This window comes from Massilia sp. CFBP9026 (assembly GCF_034045165.1).
GTDB classification, from domain to species: Bacteria; Pseudomonadota; Gammaproteobacteria; order Burkholderiales; family Burkholderiaceae_D; genus Telluria; species Telluria arenae.
In genome coordinates, this window is the sequence record NZ_JAXCWH010000005.1 from 1 (window position 1) to 20,983 (window position 20,983).

At 63.9% G+C, this 20,983-nt stretch carries 13 protein-coding genes and 2 tRNA genes; 5 read left to right on the forward strand and 10 right to left on the reverse strand.

Translation table 11 applies throughout. From position 1 onward, the window contains the following. Positions 1-640 (forward strand): IS1595 family transposase (locus SOM28_RS13295; RefSeq protein WP_320468405.1); only part of this gene is annotated, 640 nt, incomplete at its 5' end. 15 nt (positions 641-655) lie between these two features. Here SOM28_RS13295 and SOM28_RS13300 read toward each other — a convergent pair. After that, positions 656-2,881: a TonB-dependent receptor gene (locus SOM28_RS13300; protein ID WP_320468406.1), complete on the reverse strand. Its 2,226-nt coding sequence runs from the start codon at positions 2,879-2,881 to the stop codon at positions 656-658. Between the two features lie 393 nt (positions 2,882-3,274). Here SOM28_RS13300 and SOM28_RS13305 point away from each other — a divergent pair. Further along, positions 3,275-3,350 (forward strand) — tRNA-Val (locus tag SOM28_RS13305). 40 nt (positions 3,351-3,390) lie between these two features. Next, a tRNA-Asp gene (locus tag SOM28_RS13310) sits at positions 3,391-3,467 on the forward strand. A gap of 63 nt (positions 3,468-3,530) precedes the next feature. Here the strand turns inward: SOM28_RS13310 and SOM28_RS13315 are convergent. Then, on the reverse strand, positions 3,531-4,682 hold the full coding sequence (locus tag SOM28_RS13315; RefSeq protein ID WP_320468407.1) for a GGDEF domain-containing protein: 1,152 nt from the start codon (positions 4,680-4,682) through the stop codon (positions 3,531-3,533). A gap of 244 nt (positions 4,683-4,926) precedes the next feature. Between SOM28_RS13315 and SOM28_RS13320 the strand changes: the two genes are divergently transcribed. Both SOM28_RS13320 and SOM28_RS13325 read left to right on the forward strand, forming a co-directional pair. After that, entirely contained in the window at positions 4,927-5,412 is a 486-nt protein-coding gene (locus SOM28_RS13320; protein ID WP_123069549.1) for a cyclic nucleotide-binding domain-containing protein, read from the forward strand. Then, the gene (locus SOM28_RS13325; protein WP_123069550.1) at positions 5,409-6,623 is read left to right on the forward strand and encodes an AI-2E family transporter; all 1,215 of its coding nucleotides are present in this window, start codon (positions 5,409-5,411) and stop codon (positions 6,621-6,623) included. Before SOM28_RS13320 ends, SOM28_RS13325 begins: the two co-directional genes overlap by 4 nt. On the opposite strand, the gene SOM28_RS13330 is transcribed toward SOM28_RS13325, so the two are convergent. The 8 genes from SOM28_RS13330 to SOM28_RS13365 all read right to left on the reverse strand — a co-directional run bounded on the left by SOM28_RS13330 (position 6,624) and on the right by SOM28_RS13365 (position 20,872). After that, positions 6,624-8,819 (reverse strand): YgiQ family radical SAM protein, encoded by a 2,196-nt coding sequence (locus SOM28_RS13330; RefSeq protein WP_320468408.1) that lies wholly within the window; start codon positions 8,817-8,819, stop codon positions 6,624-6,626. It lies immediately after the preceding gene. 167 nt (positions 8,820-8,986) lie between these two features. Beyond that, positions 8,987-9,271: a DUF4404 family protein gene (locus tag SOM28_RS13335; protein WP_109345866.1), complete on the reverse strand. Its 285-nt coding sequence runs from the start codon at positions 9,269-9,271 to the stop codon at positions 8,987-8,989. 183 nt (positions 9,272-9,454) lie between these two features. Then, positions 9,455-11,614 (reverse strand): M3 family metallopeptidase, encoded by a 2,160-nt coding sequence (locus tag SOM28_RS13340; protein ID WP_320468409.1) that lies wholly within the window; start codon positions 11,612-11,614, stop codon positions 9,455-9,457. Positions 11,615-11,681: 67 nt separating this feature from the next. After that, a complete protein-coding gene (locus SOM28_RS13345; RefSeq protein ID WP_320468410.1) occupies positions 11,682-13,805 on the reverse strand; it encodes a M3 family metallopeptidase in 2,124 nt (707 codons plus the stop codon). Positions 13,806-13,896: 91 nt separating this feature from the next. Next, a complete protein-coding gene (locus SOM28_RS13350; RefSeq protein ID WP_320468411.1) occupies positions 13,897-16,032 on the reverse strand; it encodes a M3 family metallopeptidase in 2,136 nt (711 codons plus the stop codon). A 175-nt stretch (positions 16,033-16,207) separates the two neighbouring features. Then, positions 16,208-16,411, reverse strand: coding sequence for a SlyX family protein (locus SOM28_RS13355; RefSeq protein ID WP_109348031.1), 204 nt, complete (start codon positions 16,409-16,411; stop codon positions 16,208-16,210). 52 nt (positions 16,412-16,463) lie between these two features. After that, positions 16,464-18,626 (reverse strand): DUF4214 domain-containing protein, encoded by a 2,163-nt coding sequence (locus SOM28_RS13360; RefSeq protein ID WP_320468412.1) that lies wholly within the window; start codon positions 18,624-18,626, stop codon positions 16,464-16,466. Between the two features lie 176 nt (positions 18,627-18,802). Then, positions 18,803-20,872, reverse strand: coding sequence for a UvrD-helicase domain-containing protein (locus SOM28_RS13365; protein ID WP_320468413.1), 2,070 nt, complete (start codon positions 20,870-20,872; stop codon positions 18,803-18,805). Between the last annotated feature and the right edge of the window lie 111 nt (positions 20,873-20,983).

Sequence of the window (20,983 nt, forward strand, 5' to 3'; positions counted from 1 at the left end):
GGCCAAGCGGGTCGGCGTGCACCACAACACGACGTTTCGCTGGCGCCATCGCTTTCTGGACCGGGTCAAGGACGACCGTCCCGAGCGCCTGATCGGTATCGTAGAGGCCGACGAGACATTCCTGCTCGAATCGCAGAAGGGTTCACGCAAACTCAATCGCCAGCCGCGCAAGCGCGGTGGCAGGGCCGCCCTGCGCGGAATATCGCATCACCTGGACTGCATCCTGGTGGCGCGCGACCGCAGCGGGCAGACCATCGATGCCATCACCGGCCGCGGCGCCTTGAAGGTGACCCAGCTGGTCAAGCACTTGCTGCCGAAACTCGATCCCCAGGCGCTGCTGGTCACCGACGGCAACGCCGCCTATCCCGCCTTCGCCCGTGCCCATGGCCTCGCCCACCAGGCTGTCAATCTCAGCGCTGGCGAGCGAGTCCGCAACGGCGTCGAGGGCGCCATCCATGTCCAGAACGTCAACGCCTATCACCGGCGATTCAAGGAATGGTTGGCATTGGGCGCTCGATGGTGGGAGGGTCACTTCTGTAGAGCAATTGCTGCGTATTGCATTCGGGGTCATCAACAGGTAACGATGACAGCGCCAACGAAAAAAAGGCCGCGCAATGCGCGGCCCTCCGGTTCAGGCTAACTGACTGCTAAACGGTCAGAAATTGCCCTTGAACTGCATACCCCACTGGCGCGGCTCATTGGTGAAGCCGGTCAGGTTGTTGAAGTCGATGGCGCCGGTGATGCGGCGCTGGTCGAGGATGTTGCGGCCGAAGGCAGCGACTTCGTACTTGCCGTTGCCGAAGATGTAGCCGACGCGCACGCCGCCTTCGGTCAGAGGCGCGCCGGTGAACTCGGTGGCCTCGTACAGGAAGAGGTTGACCTTGCTGCGGTAAGACCAGTCGGTGAAGACATACAGCTCGCCGTCACGGAACGGCACGCCGTAGCGGGCGGTCGCGTTGAACGTCCAGCGCGGCGCCTGCGGCAGCGGGTTGCCGTCGATGACGACGCGGCCGAGGGCGTTCAGCGGGTTGGTGATGGTGCACTGTGCGCACTTGTTCACCGACAGGCTGCCGTCGCGGATCTGCGTGTAGTTGTAGCTGGCGCCGGCGCTCACGCGCAGGGCGGTGCTGACGGCCGCTTCGAAGTCGAACTCGGCGCCCTTGCCCTTGGTCTTGTCGGCGTTGATCAGGCGGTTGACGTTCGAATTGCCACCCACCACGGTCAGCTGCTGGTCTTCGATCGTGTAGTCATAGATCGAGAACGAGGTGCGTGCGCGGCGGTCGAACAGGTCGGCTTTCACGCCCAGCTCGAACGACTTGATGGTTTCCGAATCGGCGATCGTAATCGGCACTTCGGCAGAAGCGGCGGCGATACTCGGCGCGCGAAAGCCCGTGGCGGCGCGGCCGTAGACGTTCACGGTCGGAGTCACTTTATAGGTGGCCGACACGTCCCAGCTGATCTTGTCCTTGTCTTCCTTCACCGACGACGGGCCGATCTGGACGACGTTGTCCGCTTCGATGGTGCGGAAGTCCTTCTTGTCCTTGGTGTAGCGCAGGCCGCCGCGGACGGTCCAGTCCGGGGTCAGGTCGTAGCTTGCCGATGCGAAGGCGGCCCAGGCTTCGTTCTTCTGGTTCGAACGCAGGCGCGAGGTGCGGGCATAGGTGGTGCTGTTGAAGTTGTCGCTGCCGCCGGTCACGTCTTCATCGAAGAAGTACAGGCCGGTCTGCCAGTTGAACGGGCCGGCGTAGGCCGACTCGAGGCGGAATTCCTGGGTGTACTGGTCCAGGTTCTCGATATAGCCGTTGGTCTCGACCTGGAACGGGATGAAGCCCGGACCGGCCGGGGTGCCGCCGTCGATGTCGCCGCGGCTCGAGTAGTCGACGATGTGCTCGTAACCGGTGATCGAGTGCAGCTTGTAGTTGCCCAGGTCCCACTGCAGGCGCAGGTTGATGCCGTTGGTCTTCAGGCTCTGGAAGTTCTGGGCGTTGGTGACGATGTCGTCCAGGTCGGTGCCGTCGGCGAAGGTGTTGCTGCCCTTCTTGATCAGGTTGGCGCGGAACAGGCGCGCGCTGCCGTTGGTCTGGCGCTGGTGGAAGCCCAGCAGGCCGCTGAAGCCGTCCTTGCTGTACAAGAACTGCACGCGTTCGGCATGTTCGTTGTAGCCGTCCAGTTCACCGGTCTTGCGGGTCTTGGCGACGTCGCTGAAGTTGTTGACGTAGTCGTCGCGGTGCTGGCCGACGGCCGACACGCGCATCGCCACATTGGTCGACAGCGGCACGTTGACGGCGCCTTCGGCGTTCATCGTGTAGTGCGAGGCGGCCGACAGGTTGTAGTAGCCCTCGACCTTCTTCAGGTTCGGCTTCTCGGATTCGAATTTCACGACGCCGGCCGGGGTGTTACGGCCGAACAGGGTGCCCTGCGGGCCGCGCAGCACTTCGACGCTGGCCAGGTCGAAGATCGGGAAGCCTTTGAGGATCGGGTTCTCTTGCACGATGTCGTCATAGACGAGCGAGACCGGCTGCGAGGCGAAGGTGTTGAAGTCGGTGTTGCCGTAGCCGCGGATGTAGAAGCGCGGGAAGGTACGGCCGTTCGACGATTCCACGTTCAGGCTCGGCACCTTGCCGGCCAGCAGGCGGATGTCGTCGCCGCCCGAGACCAGCACATCCAGCTTGTCGCCCTTGAGCGCGGTGACGGAGACCGGCACGTCGCGGATGTTCTCGGTGCGGCGCTGGGCCGTCACGGTCACGGATTGCAGTTGGAGGGACTGGTTGGACTCGGTCGCCTGTGCGAACGCCGGTGCGATCGGCAACGCGGCGGACAGCGCCAGCATTGCGCCATGCGCGCGGATAACGCGCTTGTGCATCTTGGACATCTTGGTCATGGAATGTTTTCCTGGTGATTAAAAAAAGAACCGATGTCCCCGTTCCTCTTCTTATGGACGCTACCCCCGCCGGGTGCGCGAGCGGATATGACCCGCCCTCGGCAGCGCATCTGAGGCGCACATCTTTGCGATGTTTTTAAGGTTGCCGACTTGTCAAAGGCGGTATTGTCCGTGAAGGGTATGTGCGACGGCAAGTAAATATCGAACGTTACGCCTTGATTACAACACATGCAGATGTGCCGGTTCGGGCTACGCCTTCCGCCCCACCCTTCATGGGTCGAAAAAAGGTTTTTGAATATTTTTCGAAAAACCCTTGCAGACCTTGAAACCCAACCTCTATAATTCGGGCCTCTTCGGACGCAATGACAAGCGTCAGATAGAAACCACCGAGATGGGCGCTTAGCTCAGTTGGTAGAGCGGATCCCTTACAAGGATTAGGTCGGGAGTTCGAGCCTCTCAGCGCCCACCAAGCATCTCGATGGTCGATCGAAGGTACGATCAGAGTAAACGGAGCGGTAGTTCAGTTGGTTAGAATACCGGCCTGTCACGCCGGGGGTCGCGGGTTCGAGCCCCGTCCGCTCCGCCAGCATCAAGGAAGAAGGGTCCGATTCGTCGGACCCTTTTTCTTTTTCCGCGTCCGTTTTCGTCGTCATGCCCTCCTGCGCACCGGATCCCCCACCTCCACCCGATCGCGCCCCGCGCGCTTGGCCGCATACAGGGCATGGTCGGCGCGCGCCAGCGCCGCGCTCAGGTCTTCGTTCGGATCGAGCACCACCACGCCGATACTGACCGTCATCGTGTAGCTCGGCCCGCTGGTGATCACGGTGGCCGCGCGCACCGCCCGGCGCAGGCGCTGGGCCGCCTGCACCGCGGCGTCGATGTCGACGCCGGGCAGCATCATCGCGAATTCCTCGCCGCCCAGGCGGCCGATGGTCTCGTGCTCGCGCATCACGTCGCGCGCGGTGCGGGCGAATACCTTGAGGGCGTCATCGCCGCTGGCATGGCCCCAGCGGTCGTTGATCTGCTTGAAGTGGTCGATGTCGATCATCATCAGCGCCAGCGGATGGCGCTGGCGCTGGGCCGCCAGGCGCGCACGCTCGGCACGCTCCAAAAAGGCGTGGCGGTTGGGCAGGCCGGTCAGGCAATCGGTCGAGGCCAGCCTGGCCATGCGCGCATCGTCCTTCTGCTTGCACAGCAAGAGGAAACCGAAGCCGTTGACGATCATGAGCAGGTAGCCGGTGAGATAGGCGGCTTCGCGCGCGAGCACATGGTCGAACGGCCCTTTGCCCAGCAGGACCGAGCCGGCCCACAGTGCGACCGCGACGGCGAACAGCGCGTCGTTGATGCCGATGATCCGCTGCAGCAGCGACGCGTGGCGCCGGCGCAGCAGCACCCAGGCCATGGCGGCGGCGAACAGCGCCACCACGCCCGCCACCAGGGCGCTGAGCTGGGCGTGGCTGGCGCCGTGGATGCCGGCCGCGACCACCACCGCGGACGACAGCACGGCAACCGGCAAGACGATCCGGCCCCAGCGCGTGAAGCCGAAGAACACGCAGTAGGCGGCCATCTCGAGCGACACGGCGAGGATCCAGCCGATACCTTCCAGGCCGCCCAGGAACGGCAGGTCCAGCATGGGGCGAGCCCAGCCGGCCAGCTGGCTCAGTCCCATGCCCAGGCGCGCCCACATCCACAGCTGCAAACCCGGATTGCGGTCGGCGCCGTGGGTATATCCTGCCATCAGGATCGCAAAGCCGACGTTACCGATCCCGAGCGCAAGAAGAAAAGTCTGTATATCGATCACTGCCTGTCCTCTTCGGAACGTTGGCGGGGCCACGCGCGACGGCTCACGCAGCACATAACATCGCAGCAACTAATGTTGCCTTAAAGAATTTATGTTACACGCTTTCCAAAAACACGGCGCGCACGTTTGGTAGATGTATGGACAAATGCCACACTGTTGTGCGCGGCTGACGCTTTTTGATGCGTAGCAGCATCCAATCGCGGATAATCAAACAGACAACACACCGCACCACGCCGGAGCACTAGTGATTTTTCGTTTCCTCAAGCCCCCTCGGATGTCGCCGCGCCTGCACCGGCTGAAGAGTTCTTCCCTATTTAGTGCGCTGACGCCGCTGGAATTGAAGATTGTCGATGGATTGCTGCACGAACGCCGCTATCTAAAGGATGAGATCGTCTTCGACGAAGGAGAGGAAGGCCAGGCCCTGTATCTCCTGATGAGCGGCCGGATGCGCATCAGCCGCCTGCACGAGGGCATGACCCAGGTGGTGGCCGAGCTGGAGCCGGGCGGCTTCTTCGGCGACCTGGCCCTGCTCGACAACTCGCCGCGCAATGCCCAGGCGCGCGCGCTCGAGCCCTGCGAGGTTGCGGTGTTCTTCCGCGCCGACTTCCTGGGCCTGATGGAAACCGACGCCGTCCTCGGTTACAAGATCTCGCTGGCGCTGGCGCGCCACATTGGCCTGCGCCTGCGCGAATGGATGGGCACCGGCCGGCCGCAACTGGAAGCGCTATGAGTCCGGTGCCGGGCATCGTCAACGGCCCCGAGCGCGCCGGGCCCGTGGTCTGGACCGGGATCGTCGCCGCCACCTGCCTGCTGCTGCTGGTGGTCCAGCAACTGCTGTGGCTATTCCTGCCCTTCATCTTCGGCACCGTGCTCTATTATGTCCTGCTGGGACCGATGCAGCGCATGGTGCGCTCGGGCTTCAGCCGCAACGCCGCCGCGGTCTGGGTCTGCACCCTGTTCTTCACGCTGGCCGCGCTGGCGCTGGCGCTGGCCCTGAGCTGGAGCGACGGGCCGGAAGAAGACTCGTGGGAAGCGACCATCGGCCTGTACCTGGATGGCGGCGTGGCCTTCGTGCGCACCTCGCTGGCCATGCTCGAGGCGCGCTTCCCGATCCTGGCCGAGATGCGGCTGACCTCGACCGTCGATATGGCGTTCACCACCTATACCAACGACTTCGCGCAGAACCACCTGGGCGACATCGTGGTCGGCGTCATGACCTGGGTGCCGTCGCTGCTGCTGGCGCCCTTCCTCACCTTCTTCCTGCTACGCGACGGCGTGCGCTTCAAGAAGTTCTTGGCGCGGGCGGTGCCGAATGCCTATTTCGAGCGTGCGCTGTACCTGCTGCACGAGGTCGACCAGACCGCGCGCCGTTATTTCGAAGGGCTGCTCAAGCTGACCGTGCTCGACACGCTGGTGCTGGCGCTGGGCCTGTGGGTGATCGGGGTGTCGTCGCCCTTGCTGCTGGGGCTGATTTCGGCCGTGCTGGCCTGGGTGCCGTTCGTCGGCTCGATCGCCGGCTGCGTGCTGGTAGTGATCGTGGCGTCGACCGATGCGCCGGGCAATCCGCTGATGGCCTACGGGGCGATCGGGGTGTTCGTGCTGGTACGGCTGCTGGACGATTTCCTGTTCATGCCACTGACGCTGGGCCGCAGCCTGCATATCCACCCGCTGGTCACGGTGCTGATGATTTTTATTGGCGGCATGCTGGCGGGCGTGGTCGGGCTGATGCTGGTGCTGCCGTTGCTGGGGGTCGTCATGGTGATTGGCGAGACGCTGGGGACACTAGTGACCAATCCGCGGCTGCGCGCAAGGCACCGGTATGCGCGCGCCTTACGGACCAGGCAGGCCAGCGTGGACCTGGACATCGCGCGCGAGCGGCGTGGGGCGCCGACGCCGAATGGCGCGCTGAACGCGACGTCCAGCGCGCCCCCTGAGGCATGATTACTTCCTGACGGTCTTCGGCTTGGACTTGATGGTCGACAGGATCGACGGCGCCGCCTTGGCCGCCGGCGCCCCGGTCGAACGCGCGGCCGGCACACGCTGGCTACGGCGGTCGCCGCCTGGCACGGCCCGCTTCGGCGCCACCTCGATCACACGCCCCTTCGGCGGCGCACCGGCCGGACGACGCTCTTCACGCGCGGCACCCGGCAACTCGCCGCCCGGCGGCGGAATCAGATGCCGCTCGCCATTGCCGATCAAGTCCGAACGTCCCATGCGCTTCAAACCCTCGCGCAGGATCGGCCAGTTCTCCGGATCGTAATAGCGCAGGAAAGCCTTGTGCAGCTTGCGCGTCTTGCCGCTCTTGGCGGTTTCGACGACCTCCGAATCCTCGGTCACCTTGGCCAGCGGGTTCTTGCCCGAGTGGTACATGGTGGTCGCCATCGCCATCGGCGTCGGCGTGAAGGTCTGCACCTGGTCGAGCTTGAAATTGTTCTTCTTGAGCCACAGCGCCAGGTTCAGCATGTCCTCGTCGGTCGAGCCGGGGTGGGCCGCGATGAAGTAGGGAATCAGGTACTGCTTCTTGCCCGCCTCCAGCGAATACTTGTCGAACAGGCGCTTGAACTCGTCATAGGCGCCGATGCCCGGCTTCATCATCTTCGACAAGGTACCGGCTTCGGTGTGTTCCGGCGCGATCTTGAGCAGGCCGCCCACGTGGTGGGTCACCAGCTCTTTCACGTACTCGGGCGAGCGCACCGCCAGGTCGTAGCGCAGGCCGGAACCGATCAGGATCTTCTTGATGCCGGGGATCGCGCGCGCCTTGCGGTACAGCGAAATCAGCTTGCTGTGGTCGGTGCCCAGGTTGGAGCAGATGGTCGGGTACACGCACGACAGGCGGCGGCAGCTCTCCTCGATCTTCTTTTCCTTGCAGGCCAGGCGGTACATATTCGCCGTCGGGCCGCCCAGGTCGGTGATGGTGCCGGCGAAGTTCTTGGTCGTGTCGCGGATCAGCTCGATCTCGCGCAGGATCGACGGCTCCGAGCGGCTTTGGATGATGCGGCCTTCGTGCTCGGTGATCGAGCAGAAGGTGCAGCCGCCGAAGCAGCCGCGCATGATGTTGACCGAATAACGGATCATTTCCCAGGCCGGGATATGGGCCTTGCCATAGCTTGGGTGCGGTGCGCGTGCGTAGTTCAGGTCGTAGACGTTGTCCATCTCGTCCATGGTCAGCGGCAGCGGCGGCGGGTTGAGCCAGACGTCGCGGTCGCCATGACCCTGCACCAGCGCGCGCGCATTCCCAGGATTCGATTCCAGGTGGAACACGCGCGAAGTGTGCGCATACATCACTGGATCTTCGCTGACGGTCTCGAAGCTCGGCAGGCGCACCACGGTCTTGGCCGCCTTTTCGCGGGCCGCGGCCTGGCGCTGCTCGCGCGTCATGATGACCACCGGTTTGACTTCCGGCTCCGGTGCGGCGTTGTCGAGCGCGCAGGCTTTTGGATCTTCCAGCGCCATCGCGTACGGGTTTGGCTGCTTGTCGATGCGGCCCGGCACGTCCACGCGGGTGGAGTTGTGCACGCTCCATTCTTCATCCGGCAGCCAGCCCTGCGGCACCAGGAAGGCGGTGCCGCGCAGGTCACGGATGGTCTTGATGTTCTCGCCGGCCGCGATGCGGCGGGTGAGGTCGACCAGGGCCCGCTCGGCATTGCCGAAGATGAGCAGGTCGGCCTTCGACTCGAACAGCACCGAGCGGCGCACTTTATCGGACCAGTAATCGTAGTGGGCGATGCGGCGCAGCGAGGCCTCGATGCTGCCGGCGATCACCGGCACGCCGGGGAAGGCTTCGCGGGCGCGCTGGCAATACACGGTCACGGCGCGGTCGGGACGCTTGTTCGGCTCGGCGTTGGGGGTGTAGGCGTCGTCGGAACGGATCTTGCGGTCGGCCGTGTAGCGGTTGACCATCGAGTCCATATTGCCGGCGGTGATGCCCCAGTACAGATTGGGCTTGCCCAGCGCGCGGAATGGCTCGACCGAGGTCCAGTCGGGCTGGCTGATGATGCCGACGCGGTAGCCTTGCGCCTCGAGCAGGCGGCCGACCAGGGCCATGCCGAAGCTCGGGTGGTCGATGTAGGCGTCGCCCGTGACCAGGATGATGTCGCACGAATCCCAGCCCAACTTGTCCATTTCGGCGCGGGACATCGGGAGAAAAGGTGCAGTTGCACCGCGACTGGAGCGCTTGGCGACCGTCGCAAAGAGATTGGCTGGGGAGTTCATTGGCCGGCATTGTACCGGAAAACCATTTTTGGAGCACCGAAGCACCCCGAAAAATGGCTTAAAATCAATGACTTGTGGCTTATTCGCCTACGTCAGATGCCCATATTCGACAGGATTTGCCCCAGTTCACGCAGGCCGGACTCGACGCGCGGGTGGCGGGCAGCGAAGCGCGCCGCCAGTTCCTGGGTGCGCGAACCCAGGCCATAGGTATTCGCGTCGAGCTGCTGCTCGGCGCGGCGCTCCAGCACTTTTTCGATGTCGCCATCGAGCTGGCGCAGCAGGGTTTCCAGTTCGACGTCGGTGTCGCCTGTTTCTTGCAGTTCGCGGTGCAGGGCTTTCAGGCGTGCCTTCAGGTCGGCATCGTGTTCGGGTTGCATCGTGGTCTCCGGTGTTGGCTCGATTTCATTGTAAGCCATGGGGGGCGGGAAGGAGAACACGGCTGTGGGGCATGAATGGTGGATGTGGTGTGCGAATGAAATTGGGCTCCCACCTTCGTGGGAGCCCAAGTTTTCAACCAACTACCTGCGCCAATCGCAACCCGCGACCGGCGCACACCAGCATCACTCGCCAGTCAAACCACGACGCTCCAGCAGCGGCTTGATATCCGCATCCTTGCCGCGGAAGTTGCGGTACATCTGCATCGCATCCAGCGTGCCGCCGCGCGACAGCAGGGTCTTGCGGAAGTGGTCGCCGTTCTTGCGGGTCAGGCCGCCGTTGGCCTTGAACCATTCGACGGTGTCGGCGTCCAGCTTCTCGGCCCACAGGTAGCCGTAGTAGCCGGCCGAATAGCCGCCCGAGAAGGTGTGCGAGAAGTAGGTGCTGCGATAACGCGGCGGCACCAGGGCGAAGTCGACGCCGGCCTTCTTGAGCGCTTCAGCCTCGAAGGCCAGCACGTCCTGCGGGATCTGGTTCGGGGCCAGCTGGTGCCATGCCTGGTCCAGCAGCGCCGCGGCCAGGTACTCGGTGGTGCGGAAGCCTTCGTTGAACTGGCTTGATGCCTGGACCTTGTCCAGCAATTCCTTCGGCATCGGCTCGCCGGTCTGGTAGTGCTTGGCGTAGTTCGCCAGCACTTCAGGCCAGGCCATCCACATCTCGTTCACCTGCGACGGGAACTCGACGTAGTCGCGCGGCACGCGCGAACCCGAGAAGCGCGGGTACTGCACGTCCGAGAACATGCCGTGCAGCGCGTGGCCGAACTCGTGGAAGGTGGTGCGCACTTCGTCGTAGGTCAGCAGGGTCGGCTCGCCGGCGGCCGGCTTGGCCACGTTCAGGTTGTTGGCGATGACCGGCTTGGTGCCCAGCAGCTTGGTCTGCGGGACCCAGGCGTTGGCCCAGGCGCCACCGCGCTTGTTCGAGCGCGCATAGGGATCGAAGGTGAAGATCGCCAGCTGCTTGCCGTCGACGTCGAACACGTCGAACATGCGCACGTCTTCGTTGTAGCCCGGCAGGTCCTTGCGCTCCTTGAAGGTCAGGCCGAATTCCTTGTTGGCGGCGAAGAACACGCCGTCGACCAGCACGCGGTTGATCTCGAAATAAGGACGCAGCTGGCCGGCGTCGAAGGCGTAGCGCTGGGCGCGCACCTTGTCGCTGTAGAAGGCCCAGTCATGCGCGGCGGCCTTGAAGCCACCCTTCTCCGCGTCGATCACCTTCTGGATGTCGGCCGCTTCCTTCTTGGCGTTGTTGACGGCCGGCGGAGCCAGCTCCGCCAGCAGGCTGTTGACGGCGTCGGTGGTCTTCGCGGTCTGCTCTTCGAGGTTGTAGGCGGCGTGGTTCGGGTAGCCCAGCAGCACGGCGCGTTCGGCGCGCAGCTTGGCGATCTGCAGCACGGTCTGGCGGGTGTCGAACTCGCCGCCGCGGCTGCCGCGCGCCATCGAGGCCGACAGCAGCTTGGCGCGGGTGTCGCGGTGGGTCAATACCGACAGGGCGGCCTGCTGGGTGGTGTTCACGACAGGGATCACGAACTTGCCGTCCAGGCCACGCTTTTTACCTTCCGCGGCGGCGGCGTCGATCGCCTTGTCGCTCATGCCGGCCAGCTCTTCGCGGGTATCGACCACCAGCGCCGAAGCATTGGCTTCCTTCAGCGTGTTCTGGGCGAACTGGGTCTGCAGGGCGGCCAGCTTGCTGTTGTACTCCTTCAGCTTGACCTTGTCGGCTTCGGACAGCTTGGCGCCGGCGCGTTCGAAGTCGTTGTTGTAGCGGTCCAGCAGGTAGGCCGATTCGGCGTCGAGCTTCAGGCTGTCGCGCTTGTTGTACAGGGTGTTGATGCGCTGGTACAGCTTGCCGTTCAGGCGGATCGCGTCGCTGTGCTGCGACAGCTTCGGCGCCATCTCGCGGCCCAGGGCGATCAGGGTGTCGTTGGTGTAGGAGCCCGACAGGGTGCCGAAGGCGGTGCTCACGCGCGACAGCATGCGGCCGGCGCGTTCCATCGCGACGATGGTGTTCTCGAACGTCGGCGCGGCCTTGTTGTTGGCGATCTTTTCGATCTCGGCGGCGTGCTGGCGCATCGCTTCGGCGTAGGCCGGCGCGAAGTGCTCGTTGCGGATCTTGTCCCAGGCCGGGTAGTTGAACGGCAGGGTGCTCTCTTTCGCGAACGGGTTCGATGCGTCGAATTTCGCGGAAGCGGCGCTAGGGGCTGCGGCCTGGGCCGCTGGCGCCGCGTGGGCGATGTTCAGGACGGCGGCGCTCACGGCGGCAGCCAGCAGGAAGTGGGTACGTTTCATATTGTTTGCTTCTCGTTGTGAAGATGATGCAGAAGGAAGCCGGCGCGGGCCGGCTTCCCGGACCGGCTTAGTTCAGGCCGCGGCGTTCCAGCAGCGGCTCGATGACCGGGTCACGGCCGCGGAAGTCGCGGTACATGTCGACCGCGTCCATGGTGCCGCCCTTCGACAGCACCTTCTGGCGGAACACGTCGCCGTTCTTGCGCAGCAGGCCGCCGTTTTCCTTGAACCATTCGCCGGCATCGGCGTCCAGGCGTTCGGCCCACAGGTAGCTGTAGTAGCCGGCCGAGTAGCCGCCGCCCATGGCGTGCGAGAAGTAGGTGCTGCGGTAGCGCGGCGGCACCGGCGCAAAGTCCAGGCCGGCGTCCTTCAGTGCCTGCTTCTCGAAGGCGATCACGTCGCTCGGCATCTGTTTGGAGCCCAGCTGGTGCCATTTCTGGTCCAGCACCGCGGCCGCCAGGTACTCGGTGGTGCGGTAGCCTTCGTTGAAGCGCTGGGCGGCGCGCAGCTTGTCCAGCAGTTCCTTCGGCATCGGCGCGCCGGTCTGGTAATGCTTGGCGTAGCTGGCCAGCACTTCAGGCCAGGCCATCCACATCTCGTAGACCTGCGACGGCAGCTCGACGTAGTCGCGCGGCACATTGGTGCCCGAGAAGCGTGGGTACTTCACCTTCGAGAACCAGCCGTGGGTGGCGTGGCCCAGTTCGTGGAAGGTGGTGCGCACTTCGTCCCAGGTGAGCAGGGTCGGTTCGCCGGCGGCCGGCTTGGTCAGGTTCAGGTTGTTGGTGATGACCGGCTTCTGGTTCAGCAGGAAACTCTGGTCGACCAGGGAGCTCATCCAGGCGCCACCGCGCTTGTTCGAACGCGCATACGGGTCGATCACGAAGATCGCCAGGTGCTCGCCGTTTTCCTCGAACACGTCGTACACGCGCACGTCCGGGTCATAGGTCGGCAGGTCGGTGCGCTGCTTGAAGGTGATGCCCCACAGCTGGGTGGCGGCGAAGAAGGCGCCCTTCTCCAGCACGTTGTTGAACTCGAAGTAGGGCTTGAGCTGGTTGGCGTCGAAGGCGTACTTGGCGGTGCGCACCTTGTCGCTGTAGTAGTTCCAGTCCTGGGCTGCGACCTGGAATCCACCCTTCTCGGCATCGATCACGGCCTGGATCTCGGCGGCTTCTTTCTTGGCGTTGCGCACGGCCGGCGCGGTCAGGTCGCCCAGCAGCTTGTTGACCGAGGCGGTGTCCTTGGCGGTCTGGTCTTCCAGCGAATAGGCCGCGTAGCTGTCGTAGCCCAGCAGTTCGGCGCGCTCGGCGCGCAGCTTTGCCAGCTGCAGCACGACGTTGCGGTTGTCGAACTCGCCGCCGCGGGCGCCGCGGATCATCGAGGTGTTCAGCAGCTTTTCGCGGGTGCCGCGGGTGCTCAGCTGCGACATCGGCGGCTGCTGGGTGGTGTTCACGACAGGGATCACGAACTTGCCGTCCAGGCCGCGCTTTTTCGCTTCCACGGCGGCCGCTTCGATCGCCTTCTCCGGCAGGCCGGCCAGCTCTTCGCGGGTATCGACCACGAAGGCCGAGGCGTTCACTTCACGCAGCACGTTCTGGCTGAACTGGGTCTGCAGCGCGGCCAGCTGGGCGTTATAGCCTTTCAGCTTGGTCTTGTCGGCATCTGCTAGGCCCGCGCCGGAGCGCACGAAGTCCTTGTAGTAGCGCTCGAGCAGGAACTTCGATTCCGCGTCCAGGCCCAGCGAGTCGCGCTTGTCGTGCAGGGTCTTGATGCGTGCGAACAGCTTCGGGTTCAGGCGGATCGCATCGCCGTGGGCCGCGAATTTCGGCGCCAGGTCTTTTTGCAGCGCCTGCAGCGTGTCATTGGTGTACGAACCGGTCAACGTGTAGAACGCCGTACGCACGCGCGTCAGCAGTGCGCCCGAACGCTCCATCGCCACGATCGTGTTGTCGAACGTCGGCGCGGCCTTGTTGTCGGCGATCTTCACGACTTCAGCCGCTTCCAGGCGCATGCCTTCGGCAAACGCCGGCGCGAAGTGCTCGTTCTTGATCTTGTCGAAGGCCGGGTAGCCGTATTGCAGGGTGCTCGGCTTGGCGAACGGGTTCGAAGCCTCCAGGGCCGCAGCCGCAGGTTGGGCGAAGGAGAAGGTGGCCATGGCGACGCTGGCTGCGATCAGCAGCAATTGGGGACGGTTCATAGTGTCTCTTGTGCGTTGTGGAAAAGAGGTACTGCAAATAGCACGCCGCCCTCACCCGCTGCTCGTGACAGCGAATGAGGGCGGCGCGATATCAGTTTGCGGCAGGCTTGGTCTCGACCAGCCCGCGGCGCTCGAGCAGCGGTCCGATTTCCGGGTCGCGGCCGCGGAAGTTGCGGAACAGGTCCATCGCTTCCGCCGTGCCGCCGCGCGACAGCAGGGTCTTGCGGAAGTGGTCGCCGTTCTTGCGGGTCAGGCCGCCGCTTTCGGTGAACCACTTGACGGTCTCGGCGTCGAGGCGCTCGCTCCACAGGTAGGCGTAGTAACCGGCCGAATAGCCGCCGCCCATCGAGTGCGAGAAGTAACCGGTGCGGTAGCGCGGCGGCACTGGCGGATAGGCCACGCCGGCATCCTGCAGCGCCTTGGCTTCAAACGACAGCACGTCCGTCGGCACCTGGCTCGGAGTGAGCTGGTGCCAGCGCTGGTCGAGCAGCGCCGCGGCCAGGTACTCGGTGGTGCGGTAGCCCTGGGCGAACTTCTTCGAGGCGACCACCTTGTCCAGCAGCTCTTTCGGCATCGGCGCGCCGGTCTGGTGGTGCTTGGCGTAGTTGGCCAGCACTTCCGGGTAGGTCACCCACATCTCGTTGACCTGCGACGGATACTCGACGAAGTCGCGCGGTACGTTGGTGCCCGAGAACTTCGGATACTTCACGTTCGAGAACATGCCGTGCAGCGCGTGGCCGAACTCGTGGAAGGTGGTGACCACTTCATCGTAGGTCAGCAGGGTCGGTTCGCCGGCCGCTGGCTTGGGGATGTTCAGGTGGTTGCCGATCACTGGCTTGTGACCCAGCAGGTGCGACTGCGAGACGTATTCGTTCATCCAGGCGCCGCCCTGCTTGTTGCCGCGAGCATAGGGGTCGAAGATGAAGATCGCCAGCGGCTTGCCGTCGACATCGAAGATGTCGTACACGGTCACGTCCGGGTTGTACACCGGCAGGTCCTTGCGCTGCTTGAAGGTGATGCCGAATTCCTTGGTGGCGGCGAAGAACACGCCGTCGACCAGCACGCGGTTCAATTCGAAGTAAGGGCGCAGCTGGCTCTCGTCGAAGTTGAAGGTCGCGGCGCGTACCTTGTCCTGGTACATCGGCCAGTCCCAGGCCGCGACCTGGTACTTGCCACCCTCTTTGTCGATGACCTTCTGAATCTCGGCCGCTTCCTTCCTGGCGTTGTTGACGGCCGGCGCGGCCAGGTCGCCCAGCAGCTTGTTGACGGCGGCCGGGTTGCGCGCGGTTTCCAGTTCCTGCGAATAGGCCGCGAAGTTCGGGTAACCCAGCAGCACGGCGCGCTCGGCGCGCAGCTTGGCCAGGCGCAGCACCTGCTTGGTGGTGTCGAACTGGCCGCCATGGGTGCCGCGTTCCAGCGACGCCTTCATCAGGCGCTCGCGGGTGGCGCGCTCAGTCAGGAACGACAGGGCCGGCTGGCTCGAAGTATTGACGATCGGGATCGCGAACTTGCCCTTCTGGCCGCGCTTGGCGGCTTCGTCGGCGGCGGCGCTGATCTGCGCATCGCTCATGCCGGCCAGTTCGGCGCGGGTGTTCACGATCAGGGCGGCGGCGTTGGCGCCCTTGAGCACACGCTGCTGGAAGTCCGATTGCAGCGAGGCGATCTCGCCGTTGAATTTCTTCAGCTTGGCCTGGTCGGCCTTCGACAGGTTGGCGCCGGCGCGCACGAATTCCTTGTAGTAGCGCTCGAGCAGGTGGACCGACTCGGCGTCCAGGCCCAGCGATGCGCGCTTGTCGTGCAGCGTTTTTACGCGCGCGAACAGTTTCGGATTCAGGTGGATCGCGTCGGAGTGCGCCGCCAGCTTGGGCGACATCTCGCGGTCGACCGCGTCCAGCGTGTCGTTGGTGTTGGCGCCCTGCAGGTTCGAGAAGGTCGCATACACGCGCGCCAGCAGCTGGCCGGAGCGCTCCAGCGCCACGATGGTGTTTTCAAAAGTAGGCGCGGCCTTGTCGTTGGCGATCGCCTCGACCTCGCGCAGCTCTTCGCGCATGCCGGCGTTGAAGGCCGGCAGGAAGTGCGCATCCTTAATCTTGTCAAAGGCCGGGTAGTTCAGCGGCAGGCTGCTGGGCTGGGCGAAGGGGTTGGAGGCGTCGAGGACGGGAGCGGCAATGGCTGCATGCGCCAGCGCGACGCTGGCAGCCACGATGAGCAGTTTTGGACGGATCATGAGGTCTTTCGCGAACACTAGGGAAGGTACTGCCGGGGCTGGCTCGACAGCAGTGCGCTAAAGATCATAGCAGGCTTGCAAGGCCACGGTAACAATTAAAAAGTATAGCAATGTATCAGCGGCGAGCGCCTGTGTTTACGTCGTAAACACAGGCGCCGCATGAAGAGACGACAGCTCAATAATGCGGCGGACGTTCGTTGAGCGGCGCCTGGCCGGCGTCGCGCAGGGTGCGCACGTGGTCGGCCAGCTTGGCCACCATCGCCTCGAGCTGATCGATGCGGCGTTCCTGGCGGTAGATGGTCTTGTTCAGCTCATCCAACAGGTCTTCCTGCTGGGCGAGCTTGATCTCGAGACTGATGAAACGGTCTTCCTGGGTCATGACGGACTCCGGCAAAGCCGGCATTATGCCAGCCTTGCCGCCAGGTGGCCGCTCAGCCGAGGGGAACGTAATCGATGCCCTGAGCGATCAGTTCGACCACATTGGCCTTGTTTTCCGCGCTTTCGCTGAACGACATCAGGATCTGTTCCCGGCTATGCAACTGGATCTGCTGCAGCCAGTAGGCCTGGCCACCCGGATCCGGCGCGCGGTCCAGGACGTTGTCGTACAGCTCGGTGACGAATTGCTCGTTGCTCAGGTTTTTCCCGTACAAGGTTTCAAACTCGACCGTGCCGTCCGGCGCCTTGATGGTCATGAACTCCTTGGCCAGCTGCATCAGCTCGCTGCCGGTGTCCATGCGGTTCAGCCAGTATCCCATGCCGCCCAGGTCGGGAGCGCGGTCGAACACGGCTTGATAGAGCCTGAAGACTTCGCCGGCCGAACCGTTGATATCGATCGCCTTGTAGCCGTCGCTGAACTGCAGCCGCTCGACGTTGAACACGCCGTCGACTTCCCCGGTGCGCTTGTCGGTCACCGCGAAGCCCCAGGCCTTCTGCGTGAGCGTGTAATTGTCGCGCAGTCCATCGAATACGGCCACGTCGACGCCGGCGCCGGCATCGACCGCGGTGCTGCCCGCACCCATGACGATCCGGTCGGCGCCGGACGTGCCCGCCTGATAACCGGCATGGTTGATCGCCATCGACACCGGCTGGGCGCCGGCCGTGGAGTTGCCTGCCTGGTCGGTCGAGGTCACGATCACCTTGTAGGCGCCATTCGGCAGCGGCTGCGAGGAAATCGTCCATTTGCCATCGGCGCCCACGGTCGCGCTGCCGATCTTGGTGTAATCGCTTTCGCGCCACAGGTCGATCACGCTGCCGGACTCGCCGGTGCCGCTGAAGACCGGCTTGTTGTCGGCGCCGGACAGGGCGATCGCGAGGGTCGGCACCGCCGGCGCGGTCGCATCGACGTGAACCGTGGCGATATTGCTCGACACGGAAGTGTTGCCGGCCGCATCGGTGGCCGTGGCATGGACGCGATACCCCAGACCATCCTTCAGATCGACCGACCTGGTGCTCCACAGCCCGTTGGCATCCGCCGTGGCGGTGGCGATCAGCTCGTTGCCGATGAATACGCGGACCGTCGAGTTGGCCTCTGCACTGCCGTTCAGCGCCAGCTTCGTGCCGGTGGTGGCGTACAGCTTGCCGTTCTGCGTCACCGCCAGTACCGGCGCATTCGGCGCCTGCGTATCCGACGTCACCACATTGGCGCGCTCGACCGTCATATCGGCGAACTGCAGCCAGTCGATATTGCGCAGGGTATCCGTACCCTCCGCGCCCGAGACCGTCAGCGCGCCGTCGGCCAGGGTGCCGAATGTATAGCTATTGCGGTTGCCGTTGTAGACCACCGTATCGATTCCTGCTCCGCCGTCGATCATGTCGTTACCTCCATTACCCTGCAAAGTGTCATTGAAAGCAGTACCTACCAGGACGTCATCCTTGTAGCTGCCAGTGATGTAGCGTCCCCCGGCATCGCTATTGATGCCCAGCGCACCGCGCAGGCCGTCGCCGCCGTACAACCAGTTGAAGGCGGCGATGTCGTAGGGGCTATAGGTGCTGTGCCAGCCGCCGACCGAGTCATAGGACATCAGCGTGTTGCTGGTATTGTTTTCGTTGCCAGGCAAGACGATTTCGCCCGCCACACCCTCGCGGAAGGGGTGCTTCAGGCCCAGGGCATGACCCAGCTCGTGCAGCAGGGTTTCATAGCCCTGGGTGCCTGGCATCAGGTTCTTGGTCATGCCGTTCCACTCGACGTTGTCCAGGTAGACATAGGCGTTGGCCGTGTACTCGGTCAGCGTGCCGTCCGACCTCGAGCGGTAGCCGGCCTGCCAGCTGCACAGGCCCGTCGTGTACTGGCCCTCGAGATCCATGTTCGCCAGGTGAATCTGGGCCGCCGTGCCGGATCCCGTTTCACGGAATTCGATGCCGGTGATCTGCTGCAGATAGGTGAAGGCGGTGCGGGTCGCCGCCTGCTGGGCGACGCTGAACGTTTCCTGGCCGCTCTTATCGGCCTCGTTGCCCGACTCCGTCGAAAAGGTGTAGAACAGGACGTTGGCGTTGGAATTGCTGAAGTAATTCCAGTCGGGCCCCTTGTCCAGCAGGGCGTCGATGTGGTTCAAGCCCGAGAGCGGGGTGGTGGTGATGTCGGAAACGGTGGCCATGGATCGGAAAAAAAACGTTGCGCTTGCCACACGGCAATTGCCGTGAAACTTTAGCTATCGAAAAACTCGCATTCGGGCAAGTATTTCTTGCCCGACAGTTGAAGTCAAATGTGATTTCAATCGTGCGCAGGTCTTGTCGATCCGCCAAGGCTTGCGCGCAACGTTCTATTTCCTATTTATTCAGGAACCGGCCGTGGTGTTGCCAACAAGGCTTTCAGGTTTGCCAATCTTTCCTTGGGACTCAGGATTTCGCTTTCCATCGGCGCGGCTTCGCCGACGTCCAGCGCCATTTCCTTGATGAAGCGCGAGGGATCGCAGTTCACCAGTTCACCGGCGCGCTTGCGACGCTTGCACCAGCTCACGTGCAAGGTGCGCTGGGCACGCGTGATGCCCACATACATCAGGCGCCGCTCTTCCTGGATGCGGGCGGCGATCGACTCGACCGACGCGTCCGGATCGCCCTTGTGCGGCAAGATGCCCTCTTCCACCCCGACCAGGTAAACGTGCGGATACTCCAGGCCCTTGGAAGCGTGCAGGGTCGACATGCGCACCGCATCCTCTTCCTCGTCCTGGCCTTCGAGCATCGACATCAGGGCCACCATCTGGGTCAGCTCGAGCAGGTTTTTTTCCTCGCCGTCGCGGTCGCGTCCGCCACGGCCGCGGTCCTTCAGCCAGTTATTAAACTCGAGCACGTTCTGCCACTTGGCCTGAGCCGCGCGGTCGTCGAAATTCTCGTAGAGATAATGCTCGTAGTTCATTTCCTTCATCATGTCGTCGAGCACCTCGGCCGCATGGTCGCCGCTGCCCGACGGTCCCGGGCGGGTGGCGCGGTCTTCCAGCTCGGCGATGAACTGGCAAAAGTCGCGTAGCGAACCCAGCTGGCGGTCGGCCAGCTTGGCTTCGATGCCGCCCTTGCGCGCCGCCTCGTACAGCGAGCAATTCCACTGCTTGGAAAATTCGCCCAGCACTTCCAGCGTGGCCATGCCGACCCCGCGCTTGGGGGTCGTGACGGCGCGGATGAAGGCCGGGTCGTCGTCCTGGTTGGCGATCAGGCGCAGGTAGGCGATGATGTCCTTGATCTCGGCCTTGTCGAAGAAGCTCTGGCCGCCCGACATCGTATACGGGATGCGCTCCTTGCGCAGCGCCTGCTCCATCACGCGCGCCTGGTGGTTGCCGCGGTACAGGATGGCGAAATCGGACCACTTGTTCTTGCGCTGGAAGTGCTCGGACGAGATCATGATCGCGACCTGGTCGGCTTCCTGGTCGTCGTTCTGCATGCCCAGCACCTTGATCGGCTCGCCCAGGCCGTGCTCGGACCACAGCGACTTCTCGAACAGTTTCGGGTTGTTGCCGATGACGGCGTTGGCCGCCTGCAGGATGCGGGTCGTGGAACGGTAGTTCTGCTCGAGCTTGATCACCTTGAGGTCGGGGAAATCGTCGCCCAGCGTTTTCAGGTTCTCGACCGAGGCGCCGCGCCAGGCATAGATCGCCTGGTCGTCGTCGCCGACCGCCGTGAACATCGGCTTCTTGCCCAGGCCCGTCACCAGCAGCTTGACCAGCTCGTACTGGCAGGTATTGGTGTCCTGGTATTCGTCCATCAACAGATAGCGCAGGCGCCGCTGCCAGCGGTCGCGGATCGGTTCGTTATTGCGGAACAGTTCCACCGGCAGGCGGATCAGGTCGTCGAAGTCGACCGCCTGGTAGGCCTGCAGGGTGGCGACATAGCTGCGGTAGACGCGCCCGGCCAGCGCCTCGTCCTCGTCGCGCGCCGCCTTGATCGCGTCTTCCGGGTCGACCAGGCCGTTCTTCCACAGCGAAATCGTGTTCTGGATGCCGCGGATTTCCTGCTTGTCCGTGCTCATCGCCAGGTCGGACACGATCGTGTAGCAGTCGTCGCTGTCCATGATCGAGAACTTGTCCTTCAGGCCCACCCCGGCCGCCTCCTGGCGCAGGATCTTGACGCCCAGCGAGTGGAACGTAGACACGGTCAATTGCTTGGCCTGCTTGGGCTGCTTGAGCAGCTTGGCGATGCGCTCCTGCATCTCGAGCGCCGCCTTGTTGGTGAAGGTCAGGGCGGCAATGGTGCGCGGATCGTAGCCGCAATGCTCGATCATGTAGGCGATCTTTTGCGTGATCACGCGGGTCTTGCCCGAGCCGGCGCCGGCCAGCACCAGGCATGGGCCGTCGAGATATAGCGCGGCTTCGCTCTGCGGCCCGTTGAGGCCGAATCGTGGTGCAGTGGACATGGGAATTATTTCTGGAGGGACAGGCAACGATTGTAACAATCTGGCGGCCCCAACGGGCGATGGCGCGCGCTGCCCGCACCGGATTGCAACACCGGCCGACGCTGGGCCGAT

Excerpts from the sequence above, each read along its gene's own strand:
- SOM28_RS13300 (WP_320468406.1), bottom strand. The coding sequence starts at position 2,881 with ATGACCAAGATGTCCAAGATGCACAAGCGCGTTATCCGCGCGCATGGC.
- SOM28_RS13325 (WP_123069550.1), top strand. The coding sequence starts at position 5,409 with ATGAGTCCGGTGCCGGGCATCGTCAACGGCCCCGAGCGCGCCGGGCCC.
- SOM28_RS13330 (WP_320468408.1), bottom strand. The coding sequence starts at position 8,819 with ATGTCCCGCGCCGAAATGGACAAGTTGGGCTGGGATTCGTGCGACATC.
- SOM28_RS13335 (WP_109345866.1), bottom strand. The coding sequence starts at position 9,271 with ATGCAACCCGAACACGATGCCGACCTGAAGGCACGCCTGAAAGCCCTG.
- SOM28_RS13340 (WP_320468409.1), bottom strand. The coding sequence starts at position 11,614 with ATGAAACGTACCCACTTCCTGCTGGCTGCCGCCGTGAGCGCCGCCGTC.
- SOM28_RS13345 (WP_320468410.1), bottom strand. The coding sequence starts at position 13,805 with ATGAACCGTCCCCAATTGCTGCTGATCGCAGCCAGCGTCGCCATGGCC.
- SOM28_RS13350 (WP_320468411.1), bottom strand. The coding sequence starts at position 16,032 with ATGATCCGTCCAAAACTGCTCATCGTGGCTGCCAGCGTCGCGCTGGCG.
- SOM28_RS13355 (WP_109348031.1), bottom strand. The coding sequence starts at position 16,411 with ATGACCCAGGAAGACCGTTTCATCAGTCTCGAGATCAAGCTCGCCCAG.
- SOM28_RS13360 (WP_320468412.1), bottom strand. The coding sequence starts at position 18,626 with ATGGCCACCGTTTCCGACATCACCACCACCCCGCTCTCGGGCTTGAAC.
- SOM28_RS13365 (WP_320468413.1), bottom strand. The coding sequence starts at position 20,872 with ATGTCCACTGCACCACGATTCGGCCTCAACGGGCCGCAGAGCGAAGCC.